This window comes from Pseudomonas sp. 300 (genome assembly GCF_055803035.1).
Map to the genome: position 1 here is coordinate 690,343 of NZ_JAVLRV010000002.1, position 13,058 is coordinate 703,400.

General features: G+C 53.7%; 11 protein-coding genes and 1 pseudogene. 5 read left to right on the top strand and 7 right to left on the bottom strand.

What is annotated here, in order from left to right; genetic code table 11:
* Positions 1-118 precede the first annotated feature (118 nt).
* The 4 genes and pseudogenes from Q7W83_RS09410 to Q7W83_RS09425 form a co-directional block, all read right to left on the bottom strand.
* Complete coding sequence (locus Q7W83_RS09410; RefSeq protein ID WP_473657601.1) at positions 119-1,690, bottom strand: oligopeptide/dipeptide ABC transporter ATP-binding protein; 1,572 nt, start codon at positions 1,688-1,690, stop codon at positions 119-121.
* Positions 1,691-1,699: 9 nt separating this feature from the next.
* A pseudogene (locus Q7W83_RS09415) lies at positions 1,700-2,112 on the bottom strand (ATP-binding cassette domain-containing protein); the annotation flags it as partial.
* A gap of 48 nt (positions 2,113-2,160) precedes the next feature.
* Complete coding sequence (locus Q7W83_RS09420; protein WP_473655909.1) at positions 2,161-2,691, bottom strand: DUF2867 domain-containing protein; 531 nt, start codon at positions 2,689-2,691, stop codon at positions 2,161-2,163.
* 23 nt (positions 2,692-2,714) lie between these two features.
* A complete protein-coding gene (locus Q7W83_RS09425) occupies positions 2,715-3,365 on the bottom strand; it encodes a DJ-1/PfpI family protein (RefSeq protein ID WP_191635029.1) in 651 nt (216 codons plus the stop codon).
* Positions 3,366-3,491: 126 nt separating this feature from the next.
* Here Q7W83_RS09425 and Q7W83_RS09430 point away from each other — a divergent pair, with 126 nt between their 5' ends.
* Entirely contained in the window at positions 3,492-4,046 is a 555-nt protein-coding gene (locus tag Q7W83_RS09430) for a TetR/AcrR family transcriptional regulator (RefSeq protein WP_150653217.1), read from the top strand.
* Positions 4,047-4,381: 335 nt separating this feature from the next.
* On the opposite strand, the gene Q7W83_RS09435 is transcribed toward Q7W83_RS09430, so the two are convergent.
* Positions 4,382-5,515, bottom strand: a complete 1,134-nt coding sequence (locus Q7W83_RS09435; RefSeq protein WP_458377636.1) for a pyridoxal-phosphate-dependent aminotransferase family protein — start codon at positions 5,513-5,515, stop codon at positions 4,382-4,384.
* An 817-nt stretch (positions 5,516-6,332) separates the two neighbouring features.
* Here Q7W83_RS09435 and Q7W83_RS09440 point away from each other — a divergent pair.
* The 3 genes from Q7W83_RS09440 to Q7W83_RS09450 all read left to right on the top strand — a co-directional run bounded on the left by Q7W83_RS09440 (position 6,333) and on the right by Q7W83_RS09450 (position 9,593).
* Positions 6,333-6,542, top strand: a complete 210-nt coding sequence (locus tag Q7W83_RS09440) for a hypothetical protein (RefSeq protein WP_473655910.1) — start codon at positions 6,333-6,335, stop codon at positions 6,540-6,542.
* A 685-nt stretch (positions 6,543-7,227) separates the two neighbouring features.
* Positions 7,228-8,658, top strand: a complete 1,431-nt coding sequence (locus tag Q7W83_RS09445; RefSeq protein ID WP_473655911.1) for an IS1182 family transposase — start codon at positions 7,228-7,230, stop codon at positions 8,656-8,658.
* 416 nt (positions 8,659-9,074) lie between these two features.
* Complete coding sequence (locus tag Q7W83_RS09450) at positions 9,075-9,593, top strand: isochorismatase family protein (protein WP_150634380.1); 519 nt, start codon at positions 9,075-9,077, stop codon at positions 9,591-9,593.
* A 162-nt stretch (positions 9,594-9,755) separates the two neighbouring features.
* On the opposite strand, the gene Q7W83_RS09455 is transcribed toward Q7W83_RS09450, so the two are convergent.
* Complete coding sequence (locus Q7W83_RS09455) at positions 9,756-11,120, bottom strand: hypothetical protein (RefSeq protein ID WP_473655912.1); 1,365 nt, start codon at positions 11,118-11,120, stop codon at positions 9,756-9,758.
* Between the two features lie 279 nt (positions 11,121-11,399).
* Here Q7W83_RS09455 and Q7W83_RS09460 point away from each other — a divergent pair, with 279 nt between their 5' ends.
* A complete protein-coding gene (locus Q7W83_RS09460) occupies positions 11,400-12,020 on the top strand; it encodes a tyrosine-type recombinase/integrase (protein ID WP_473655913.1) in 621 nt (206 codons plus the stop codon).
* 116 nt (positions 12,021-12,136) lie between these two features.
* Here the strand turns inward: Q7W83_RS09460 and Q7W83_RS09465 are convergent, their stop codons facing one another.
* The gene (locus Q7W83_RS09465) at positions 12,137-12,721 is read right to left on the bottom strand and encodes a DUF6630 family protein (RefSeq protein ID WP_150631964.1); all 585 of its coding nucleotides are present in this window, start codon (positions 12,719-12,721) and stop codon (positions 12,137-12,139) included.
* Positions 12,722-13,058 lie beyond the last annotated feature (337 nt).

Below are 13,058 nucleotides of genomic sequence, written 5' to 3' on the forward strand. Positions count from 1 at the left end.
CAATAAACAGGCTGGCTGACCCACCGCTATCGCCAGCAAGCCGGCTCCTACAGTTGATTGGGGAATCGTCCAGATCCTGTGCCGCCCCCGGTCATGGCCCGGAGTTCTTCCACGTCGTTCAACCTCTCGACTGAAACTGCAAAACAGGAGATGTCGGCCCCGCTACTTGCACCGGTCGAGGCGTGGCTGAGTCGTCGGTTCGATGTGCCAGCTCGGCGAGCGGGATATGGCAGCGAACGAACCCACTCTGCGTCATCTGCGTGGGCGGACGGCTTTCGGCGCACAGGGCACCCACCTGTCGAGGGCAGCGTCCGGCGAGCGGGCAGCCACGGCCGCCAATCGATGGCGAGTCTGGCATTGCCGGCGGTTCTGGCACGTAGTCATCTTTACTCAGGCCCGGTGCCGCACCGAGGAGCATTTGCGTATACGGATGCAATGGCGAATTGAAGAGTGCATCGGTATCGACCATCTGCATCAGTTCGCCGCGATAGAGGACGGCGACTCGGTCGGCCAACTGCCGCACGACCGCGAGGTCATGTGAGATAAACAGCATGGCAACGCAATGCTGTTCCTTGAGCGCCATGAGCAACTCGACAATTTTCGTTTGCACGGAAACATCGAGCGCCGAGAGGATTTCATCGCAGATCAACAGTTTTGGGTTGACCAGCAGGGCACGTGCAATCGCGACCCGTTGGCGCTCGCCGCCGGACAGTTGTTCGGGAAAACGATTCAGATACCCGGCATGCAGCCCGACATTTCCCAGTGCCGTCTCAAGTTTTTCAGGGGTCGATTCGATCGCGAAATGGTGCAGCGGTCGTTCAAGAATGGCCCGCACACTTCGGCGCGGATTGAGTGACGCATCCGGGTTCTGGAAGATGTATTGAATCTCCCGCAATTGCTCGACCGACCTGCCCGCGAGCGTAGGCTCCAATGCCTTCCCGTCAACGCTGATGGTGCCTGATTTAGGCGCGAGTCGCCCGCTGATGGCGCGAGCGATCGTTGATTTTCCGCTGCCCGATTCACCCACCAACGCCACGATCTCACCGGCGCGCAGTTCAAGATCGATATCCCGTGCGATGGGGATCGGCACTTTCCCCAACAGCTCTGCGAACCATCCGGACCGTGCGTAGGAAAGCGAGAGATTCTCCACTGATAATAATCGTGCCGGCTCCCGATCGGGCCGCAGGTTACCCGTCGCCGACGGTGTTGGATCTGGAGTGTCGGCGACGTCGGGCCAGCGCATGCAGGCGACGGATTGCGCGTCCGCCACAGGTATCAGCTCTTGCGGCGTCGAGCGACAGGTGGCTGTCGCAAAGTCGCACCGCGGCTCGAATTTGCAGCCCTCGGCCATCTGATCCCGCCGTAGCATCCCGCGAAGACCGCGACCCGCACGATGGCCGTGTTGTACCGTCGGGATCGATCCGATCAACCCGCGTGAATACGGATGAGCAGGGTGCGATAACAACCGCTCGCAAGGCGCGACCTCAACGAGCTTGCCGGCATACATGACGCCAATGCGGTCGGCGATTTGCGCCAGCAGGGCGAGGTCATGGGTGACATAGAGCATGGCCATGCCAATGCGACTTCGCAGGTCCGACAGCAGCTGGATAAACTGCCGTTGCGTGGTGACGTTCAGTCCTGTGGTCGGCTCGTCAAGGACCAGCAGGTCCGGATTGCATGAAACCGCCATGGCAATCGTCACCCGTTGCTGTTGCCCGCCCGACAGCTCATGGGGTAACGCCGGCTGACATCGGGCAACCCGACCAAGGCAAACAAGTCCGTGATGCGCTGTTCCATGGAGAGCCCGTCCGGCAGTGCCTGGTGAGTCAGGATCATCTCGCGTATTTGCTGGCCGACCCGCATGCCGGGGCTTAACGCGGTTGTCGGATTCTGCGGGACCAGCGCAATGCGGTTGCCGCGAAGCTTTGCCAGTGAACGGGCGTCGAGCTTGAGCAGGTCGACCCCTTCGAATAACACTTCACCGGTCTGCACGCGGCTGTTGGCTGCGCCGTAACCGAGCAGCCGGTAGGCCACCGTGGATTTTCCGCAACCCGATTCCCCGACGAGACCAAAAGTCTCTCCCCGGGCTATTTCAAGGCAAACCCCTTCCACGACATCGGTCCATCCGGTCCAGCAACTTGATCACCAGCGCTCCCAGCCTTAGGGGCAGGTAGCCAGAGGCCAACCGATGCGCGCTGCGCGTCGGAGGCTGGCCTTAACAACCCAGCGGTGAAATGGGGCAATAACGAATATGTAGGCCCGGCCTAGACGGTTGTGGCACTGGACCACGGTTGAAAAAACCAGTTGGCGACTGCCTTCTGGCTCTGCCTCTCCCGAACACAGGATCGATATCCGGAAGTCGAGGTGCTTGTCGTCCTCTCCCAACACGATTTCAGTCTGGTTCGAGCTGTAGACCTTGAAGATTTGAATCCGATGAGCAAGTGATGCCAAATGTTTGGCTGTCTTGAGACCAAAGCAGGCAACGATAGTGTCTCGGACTTTCATGAGCCATCCGATCCAGAATGGCTGGTGGGAAAGGATGAATCGAGCTAGCAAATCTGGATTGCTGGAGGTGCCCGCCGGGAGCCGAATCGCAAAAGCGTCCGCCAGGTTCATCGACTTGTAAAGGTGAGTGATGCCGGACCTCGAGGGTACTGGCACGGACATAATGAGCTCAAATTCTCGGGGCATCGGGGATCTCTCCTGAGTTCTAACTACCAATTAGACGACATGCCATGTCGCGTTTCTTGTTGCGATGGTTTGTCGTATAACGCTCCTTGTCGGATACTGAGCCCGATCAAGGCATCATAGACCTCTTGCTGCCCAGCTGGCAGAACAGGGAGCAACGTCGCACGACGCTTGTCGACATCGAACCAGGATTCAACCAACCATCCCACCAGATAGAGCGCCGAAAGACATCCGCCAGCGGTTGCAACGTTCCCTTGGCATACAAGAGGCTGGTCCACGGTCTCAAGTCCCAGCGCTTGCAAGCTCGATCGTGCATCCGGGTGTGTAGTTGCTTGGCCGCCGAGCAGCCCGAGCCGTTCGAGAATGAAAGCTCCGGCGCATATGGAGCCGATTCGCTGGCGTCTGGAGTCAAGTTCAAACGACGGCAGGAAGTCTGCCGCGGCAAGTGCAGCGGGTATCCCTTCCTTGCCGCTGACGAACAATACCGCGTCGGCACTATTAGCCTCGGAAAGCGGACCGTGCACCGAAACAGGCAGGCCGTGCGCCGATCGCACGATAGCGCTAGAACCCAATATCCGGACGTGCCAGTCCTCAGTGTTGCGACCCAAAATGTCCCACATCAGGAATAGGTCGATATCAGTGAATTGGTCGAAAGCAACCAGAACGATTTTCTTCAAGGCGAGCTCCATGAAAAGTGCTAGCGTGCAAAACGCAACGGCCATCTTTGCTGGTGTTCGCAGCGTATCAATCGGTTGCGCACCATACACAGTCTGTATGGCGCTAAATATGGAGCGAAATAACGGGTGGGAAAACTAACTCGCAACCATTGGATCGCGGCTGGTTTTGAGGCCCTCGACCAAATAGGACATATTGGTGTTTCGGCCGAGAGTCTATCGCGTCGATTGAATGTGACCCGCGGATCGTTCTATCACCATTTCCGTAATCGCGAAGACTTTGTCCGCACCTTGCTGGCCGCTTGGGAAGAAGACTACACGGAGCGCATGCTCGCTTATGCGGCGCAGGGTCGTAGCGCGGACGAAATCTTGAAACGCTACTTGAGTATTGCCGCTGAGAAACAACCTGGGCGGGAAGTGTCCATCCGAGCCTGGTCGCTGCACGATCCGTTGGTAGGCGAGTTTCAGCAGCGTGTTGACACAAGACGACTGGACTTCGCGATACGGACGTGCCGCCGCTTGGTCCCTATGCCAGGCGAAGCTGAAGTGATTGGTCGGGTGGCCCATCTGTGCCTGATTGGTGGTCAACAGGCAGGGCTGCGGCGTGATGCCGCTCGCTTCAACAGTTTCCTGAGTCGAGCCTTTTCACTTTTCGAAGGGGCTCTTCCACCGTGGCGGGCCTAAGTCCTGAGCTAAATTGGATAACTGAATAAATAGAGTTCGCGCGTCGCTAAATTCTCGGCAGCACTCAATTCCTACACCGAATGGGTCGATCCAAGTCATACAGCCGCCAATCATCCGCTCCGTGAAAGGCTTCGTTGGAACCCTTTTTTCATAGCGCTGAAGGGCGCACGTGTCAGCAAGACGCGTGCACAGGCTTTCCCTTGTGGTTCTAACATGACGTCCGGACAACCAGCGTCATATTCGTCGAAGATCAGCGCCCTGGGCCGGCAGTGCCCAGGGCAGGATGACTTCCTGGAATTCACACGTTCGGTATGTGCGGCAGGCAAGATTAGGGCTTAGTTTTCCATCACCTCGTCCAGTGCCTGTTCGAGGGTGCTGACCGTGCGCTCGATATTTTGCAGCTTTTCGAGTCCGAACAGGCCGATGCGGAAGGTCTGGAAGTCGGCCGGTTCGTCGCATTGCAACGGCACTCCGGCGGCGATCTGCAGGCCGTGGCTGGCAAATTTCTTGCCGCTCTTGATGTCGGCATCATCGGTGTAGCTCACCACGACGCCAGGGGCCTGAAAGCCGGCTGCGGCCACGCTTTTGATGCCTTTGCCGGTCAACATTGCGCGCACCCGATCGCCCAGAGCCTGTTGGTCGCCGCGGACCTTGTCGAAACCGTAGGCTTGCGTCTCTTTCATCACTTCGTTGAAGCGCGCGAGGGAATCGCTGGGCATGGTCGCATGGTAGGCATGTCCGCCCTGTTCGTAGGCCTGCATGATCTGAAGCCACTTTTTCAGGTCGCAGGCGAAGCTGCTGCTCTGCGTCTGCTCGATGCGCTCCAGGGCCAAAGCACTGAGCATCACCAGGGCGCAGCAAGGGGAGGCGCTCCAGCCTTTCTGCGGTGCGCTGATCAGCAGGTCGACTGCGCATTTGTGCATATCCACCCAAAGCGTGCCTGAGGCGATGCAGTCCAGCACGAACAGGCCACCTACCGCATGCACGGCGTCACCGACTGCTCGCAGGTAGTCGTCGGGCAGGATAATCCCTGATGAGGTTTCAACGTGGGGGGCGAAGACAATCTGCGGCTTCTGCGCCGCAATGGCTGCCAGCACTTCGTCCAGAGGGGGTGGGGCGTAGGCAGCCTGGCGACCGGTGTCGACCGGTCGGGCTTTCAGCACCGTGGTGGCCGCCGGGATGTTGCCCATCTCAAGGATCTGGCTCCAGCGATAACTGAACCAGCCGTTGCGTATCACCAGGCATTGCTGGTCGGTGGCAAACTGTCGCGCCACCGCTTCCATGCCGAAGGTGCCGCTGCCCGGGACCACCGCAACACCCTGGGCGTTGTAGACCTGTTTCAGGGTCCTGGAAATGTTCTTCATCACCCCTTGAAATGACTGCGACATGTGGTTGAGCGAGCGGTCGGTGTAGACCACTGAGTACTCGACCAACCCCTCAGGATCGATGCTGGGATATAGCTTTGACATGGGTGACTCCTTTGGCAGAGATGTCAGTGGTATCGACCCTGCCCTAAGCTTTGGCAAATGACAAGATTGCTCGGGATTGATTGCGACTTCTGTCGAGCGGTTGGCATCATCAGGTCGATTACTGGACGTAGCAATGCTCGCAGGTGGCTGCTGAGTTGTGGGAGAGGGGGGTTAAAAGTTCGTGCCTCTTTACGTTCGGTCGATAACGACCAGTTACGGAGGGTAGCAGCCGGCAGAAATCGGCCAAAAGCAGTCATCTGCTTGCGACGTCATGTTCAGATATTTGTGTGGAGATTCTTCACAGGTATGACAGCAGCAGTACCCTTCTGCGAGTACTAACAACCAGACCATGAGTCACCGAGGAGATACCTAAACTGACCATCTAGCGGATCAAGGCATCCACCCGTCGACTCCAATTTCGAAAGGCTTGATGTAATGGCTATATGCCGCTAAACCATATAGCGAAGGTCAGCATATAGGTGATGAAATGGCATCGAGATTTGTTGTCGTTCCAGAGATACCAAAGGAAACGGGATCGGTACGTGATGGCTCCCGCTTCTACTCCAGCATGGCGCCTTGTGGCTACGACATCTACGACAACAAGGAAAAGTGTCGACTGCGCGCGTCATTTCCAACACGAATGGAAGCTGAGGCTGAGTGTGAAGCGAAAAACTCGGAGCAGCTATTCCGCACAATGGCCTGATTGCCGCCCCAGAGAAGATTTCAGATCGCTTAAAGTCATGCCCAAGAGGTTCGGGAACCTTACCCGTTACCGACTACTCCCTCTAAGTAGGGTGTATATCTGGAATGGTGATTTATGACGGCGAGCGAGGATCTGACTGATTGGAACGGCCGCTGGAAAATCACTAACGGCATCGTGTCTTGCCGATCCTGCCAAGCGCAGCAGAAGGAAATTAATCGTAGTGAAGCGTTCGTCCATTCCTCAGCTTGTGGTTACTCAGGACAACGGCGTAACCCTTGGGATGACTTGGATGCGATCCGCAAAAAGCTCGATGGCATCATCTAGTAGGTTCATGCCGCCAAAGAATCTATCGGCCCGACTCAGCAGTATCCGGAGTAGGGCGAGATTGATCATCTAAGCATCCTTGACTACTTAACCAGTAGAAGAACTCTCAGTCTGCCGATGGTGCGTAGCTACCCGCCGCCCGGCCATCCAGAACAGGCATTGGGTCAATTTTTGGTGCGTTAAGAAACGTAGCCCACGCCTCATATGCCAGCTTCTGGCTATTGGTAGCTTCAATCCACGAAGCGCCCTCTACCTGCCGTGCCGATACAAGCATCATTAAATGGGTGGTTGCGGCGTCAAGCTGGAGCAAAAGCTCGTGAGACTGGAGGCGAAAATCGTCTAGGTTGCTCATTGGAGTCGTACCCCCATCATCGACGTGACTGGAACTACGTGCTGTTGTTCCTACCGGTTCAGTGTGACATCGGTTTCATTATGGCGTTAGCTCGCAAGACAATCGGCTTCGCCTTAGACTCGTTACCAGGCCAATGGAACGCCTACTCCGACTCTCATCAAGGCGTTCGCACAAAAACAGGTGACTGCTATGGGTCGTTTTTTGCCCCTCATGACAGGCAAGAATCGGCCAATTTCTGCCTGTAAGAAAGGGCAGCAGTCGGCCCAGAGTGTGTAAAAACACCTTCGCGAACCCTTGCTATGATTTCTGAGGATTTCATCGCAGGGATCGCCCATGAAGCGCTTTATCCAAGGTGAACATCGAGGCCAAGGCACCTTACTTCCCGAGAGCCTCGACGACTACGTTAGCGATACCAATCCGGTGCGCGTAGTCGACGTTTTTGTCGACGAACTCAACCTGGTTTCCTTGGGTTTTGACGGTGCTATTCCGGCTGACACAGGCCGTCCCGCTTACCACCCCGCGATCCTGTTGAAGATATACATCTACGGCTATCTCAACCGCATCCAGTCGAGCCGACGCCTGGAGCGAGAAGCTCAACGCAACGTCGAGCTGATGTGGTTGACCGGGCGTTTGATGCCGGATTTAAAGACCATCGCCAACTTCCGAAAAGACAACAGCAAGGCCATTCGAGGCGTCTGTCGCCAGTTCGTTGTGCTCTGTCAGCAGTTGGGACTTTTCGGAGAAAATCTGGTCGCCATCGATGGCAGTAAATTCAAAGCAGTCAACAACCGCGACCGCAATTTCACCAGCGCCAAACTGAAGCGGCGAATGGAAGAAATTGAATCGAGCATCAACCGTTACCTGACAGCACTCGATGCTGCCGATCGGCAAGAGCCAACAGCCTCCGAGCCCAGCGCCGTGCGGCTGGAGGAGAAAATTGCCAAGCTGAAGACGCAAATGAAAGAGCTTAAAGCGATCGAAATCCAGCTCAACGAATCGCCGGATAAACAGGTCTCACTGACCTTTCCAGACGCCCGCTCCATGATGACGCGCGGCACGGGAATTGTCGGCTACAACGTGCAAACAGCGGTCGACACCCAGAACCATTTGATCGTTGCTCATGAGGTCACCAACTTCGGTTCCGACCGAGATCAACTCAGCTCGATGGCGAAGCAGGCTCGCGATGCCATGGCGTCCGAAACGCTGGCGGTGGTAGCTGACCGAGGTTACTTCAAGAGTGAAGAAATCCTTGCCTGTCACGACGCGGACATCACTGCCTACGTGCCAAAGCCGATGACTTCAAGCGCCAAGGCGGATGGTCGATTCAACAAAGATGCGTTCGTTTATGACGCGACGAAAAACGAATACATCTGCCCGGCTGGAGAGGCGCTGCCTTGGCGCTTCTCCAGTATTGAGAAAGGCATGAATATGCACTGTTATTGGAGTTCGAAATGCCAGGGTTGCGCGCTGAAAACGCGGTGCACGCCGAGCAAAAATCGTCGAGTAAGGCGCTGGGAACATGAAACGGTGCTCGAGGAAATGCAGCGTCGGTTGAATGATGCGCCGGACATGATGCGAATCCGAAAAAGGACAGTTGAGCATCCCTTCGGGACGCTCAAACAATGGATGGGCTCAACGCATTTCCTGACGCGCAAACTGGTTGGGGTAAGCGCTGGGATGAGTCTGAATGTACTCGCCTACAACATGAAGCGAGTTATGAGCATTATCGGTACAGCAAGCTTGCTGAAGGCGATGGCGGTGTAAAGTCTCGGTTTTCTCTGCCCCAGAAGGCGCTCAACCGCTACATAACCGCTTTGGAAGGTCATTAATGTTTATCACGGAAAACGCTTGGACAATTGCATCGCCCAGGAGCGCCTGAATGACGCACTCGATATACGAAAGCGTTTTTACACACTCTGGGCCAAAAGCGGACCTCAACGAGCAATACAACAAGTAGCCATCGCGTAGATCTTGTCCCCTTGCCAACCAGGCACCGTGCAGATACTGTCCACTTATGAATCAGCTACGTATTGCCTCGACCACCACTCCCACGACCGCCCGAGGCGGGTCGTGAGAGGTGTCGTGAGCCAATAACGCACGAACTTCAAAGGCCCGCCAGTGATGGATAGGGCCTTTTCTTTTGCCCTTGTGTCGCTGGTCCAAACGCAAGGAAAAGCACTATGCATGCACTGTTGATTCTCGATATGCAGGTTGGATTGTTTCATGGCCCGGATAAACCATGGGCTGGTGAGGCGCTGCTGAATACGTTGAATAGTCTGTTGAATAAAGCCCGCAGGGCCGGCGCGCCAATTTTTCTTGCTCGCCACGTGGGTCCGCTCGGCTCGCCTATCGAGCCTGGAAGCCCGTTGACGCAACTGGTGCAGGAACTGTTGCTGCAAGGCGACGAAGTGATTTTCAAAAAAAGCCGACCTAACGCTTTCGCCATGACAGACCTGGCCGATCGACTAAAGGCTTGTGGTTCTCAAGGCGTGGTTATTGCCGGAATGAAGACCCAGTATTGTGTCGATAGCACCTGCCGCGCCGCACGAGATCTTGGATTCGATGCAGTGCTGATCGCCGATGGCCATACCTGCACCGACACTCCCGCATTGAAGGCTGAAATTATCGTCGCTCATCACAATGCAACCCTGGGAGGCCCATTCTGTCGTGTCGTTCACGCTGAGGACTGGCGTTTCTAACCGGCATTGATAGATCGACTCAAGTTCTGGGTCGATCTGTCCGCTTTGGGGGGCTGCTGCTCCCACGGCAGGCAGAAATCGGCCAGAAGCGGACTCTGCCTGTCATGACGCGCAAACCTCCTAGCCAGTGCACGAAGCAGCAAGCCTAAAAATAGACGCGCATTAATCCTGAGTCTGTTTAAAATAGTCGAAATAAACGTCCAAATTGTCCTCTTTTACGTGAAATAACTTAGCTGCAATAACCTTGGCCTCCCCAGGCTGTTTATTTAAAAAATCATTAGCAAGTTTTTTAAATTTTGGAATTGTACCGAAAGACGCATTGCGCATGTCCACTGCTGCGAACGCGCCCCAGTTCGCTGCCTGAATTATATTGATGATTAACGTAAATGCTTCAACAGGGAGAAATGAATTGCCCATTGATTTTTCAATATCGGATGCGTTTTTTATAAAGCTATTAGCTGTTTGGAAGTCACTTGAGCCCGCTCTATTAAAAAATTTAGTTAACAGTAGGGCTTTTGCGGTTTCAAATTTGTAGACGTGGCCGCAGAAATAAGCGCTATAAGTGAATTTTTCGAGAAACGCATCAAATTCGCCGCCGAGTTTTTCAATTACAAAAGCATGGGCATTTTCAGTGAACAGAGAAATGAAAAGTGTTGCTGGGTGGGAAAATCGGGTATGTTCAACGGTAAGTTCTACAGCGGCAATTTGTTCTGCCACTAAAACAGATACTCTATGATACGTTACTTCGTCTAAATCCGAAAATAGCTTTCCATTAGAACATAGCAATGAAAAAATCGCATTTTTATATGCTTTGTTAGAAATTTTCTTTTCGATGACATATTTTTTTAGTGCCGCAATCGCTGAAAGATCTCCCGCGCGAGCCATGCCAGTTAGAAAAAATCGTGAATTCTTTGATGTTTCGGTATCGGTCTCTTGCGTTTTGTCTAACACCTTTGAGATCAAGTACGGGTAAACCTCAAAATGAATATTTTCAAGCTCTTTTTTGACGACCTTTGTAATAATATCAATGTTTGTTGACGGGAACATATTTGCATTACTTAACGAGGCTAATATCTCATCCGCAAGCTGGGTGGTAGACAGTATAGGGCGAGATAAAAATCGAGATACTGACTCGTGATATACAAAACGTGCCTCCTCCGCGGAAGCATGATGACCTGACGGATGCGCAGCTTTATTCCTCAGCTTACGAAGTATTTCAAGGAATTCAGCATCAAGAGTAGAAAATAGCAGGTTAGACTTCAGCTGATCAATCAAATATGTTTCAAATACATCTTGATCTGTACGTTTTTGCGAGGCTGTATCAAATATGGTTTTAGCTTTTTTATTGACCCTCCCAAGCTCTCCAAGCTTATCTATAATATCGTCGAACAATGCTATGAACGTAAGAACTACCGAGGCTCGATAAGCGCCCGCCATGTAGCAAGCAAGTGACTCGCTCATATAGTCCCGAATATCTTCATTTTTTATGGAAGATACTAACTCTTCCATGTCTGTTAAATGCGCCATGCACACCTCCATGTAAAACTGGTGACTGATAAATTGGGACCGCCAGCTAATTCGGGAAAAACATTTTTAATGTCAAACCACGAGCGGTAGCATTATGCCTTCATAGAGTGGTGATTTGCCAATCGCGATTCATGATGCAAACCGTCTCGATGGATTTCCTCAAGATGACCGGTTCCCGCAGATTGTTTCCCTGTGCGACGGGCAGCTTCGGGTCGGTTAGCGACCTCCACTCATTGTGATTGATCCACCCTTGTCCTCCCTCAACGTGGAGGACGAGCCATGAACATTATTGCTAAAAACAGACATCAGCCTTGGAACAAGGGAAAGCTTGTCGGGCAGAAAGCCCCGCTTCGAGTCAGAGATATCTGGGCCATTCGGGTCAGACTCCAGCTCGCGGAGAAGACACGGGATCTGGCGCTCTTCAACTTGGCTATTGACAGCAAACTGCGTGCCTGTGATTTAACCAAGCTGCGAGTAAGGGATATAGCCCATGGAGAACATGTGTCGTCACGGGCCATCGTGATGCAGCAGAAAACCCAGTACCCAGTGCAATTTGAAATCACTGAGCAAACCCGAACGGTTCTGGAAGCTTGGATGCGACAGGCCTACCTCCGCAGCGAGGATTTTTTGTTTCCGACCCGGCTGCACAGCTCAGATCATCTCTCCACCAGACAATATGCTCGAATAGTAAAAGCATGGGTGACCGCCATTGGCCTTGATCCAAGCATGTACGGCACTCACACGCTCCGGCGAACCAAGGCCTCGCTGATCTATCGCAGGACGAAGAACCTAAGAGCTGTCCAACTCCTGCTAGGTCATACGAAGCTTGAAAGCACCGTCAGATACCTGGGAATCGAGGTCGATGATGCCCTGGAAATGGCGGAGCAGACAGAAGTCTAACCACCCCCTAGTGACGGTCGATACTAGACCGTCGCTATTCGACCCACAGCGGCCTTTCGTAAACACTGACACCACGGTCGTCACACCGCCCATTTTCGCTTATGCACTGCTCAACGTCAGAAGTTCTCGAGACTGACTTTAATGCCCGCACGGCTGGCCAACTCAATGGTCTCTTCCACTCGGTCAGCGTCAACAATAAAACCATCGTAATTTTCACCACCGGAGTCCAAGTGAAGATAACGTTTACCAAACCGAACCAACCATCGGTCGAATTCATCAAGCACCTCTGGCATTGATGAGGCACCGTTTCGCACGTAGACGTAGGGCTCTTTCAATTGGTTGGCGCTAACCAGATAAGGAACCTGATATTCAAACACATCAAAACCTTTCCAATCCAGGCTCATTAAAACGAGGTGTTCAAGTTTTTGCGCCTTTGAACCATCCAACAATCCATCTGTGAAAGCACTGCATGCGTCATCTCCCATCGCGTATCTACGCATGACGCGCCTGACAAGTCTGGCGCCTTCTTTTTCTGGAACCACCGCCAACAGCGCCAGGGCAAAAGTCTCGAGTGCCTTTTTCTGTGCGGGATCGGGTGGGCCGGGCCGTAATTCTTTCATGATCGCTGAAGCGCTGAGGTTAGTTTCCTCGGGTGGAGGCATGGTAAAGCGCCCACCAAACAACCGATCCAAAATGCCCATACCACTCCTTGGAATACCTTGGGGCAAGCGACTTTTCTTTTACCGGCGACAGTCGCTGCTTGTTTTAAGATTTGTGTTGTAGTTGAGCCTAAGGCTCCAGGTGAGGTTTGTCGATCGACCGCCTTTTTTACTGCCAAACTGGACCTGATCCGACCGTCCGCTTTTGGCCGAGGCTGTGTAAAAACGTTTTTCAGCGCGACAGGTACTCAAAACCAGACTGGAAATCGCGCTTCTACGCAAAATCCACATCTGCTGATGTGCCGATAAATTTCAGATTCAACGTAGATGCGCACACTTCAATTTTGGCGACGCGTTTTTACACACTCTGGGCCGATTG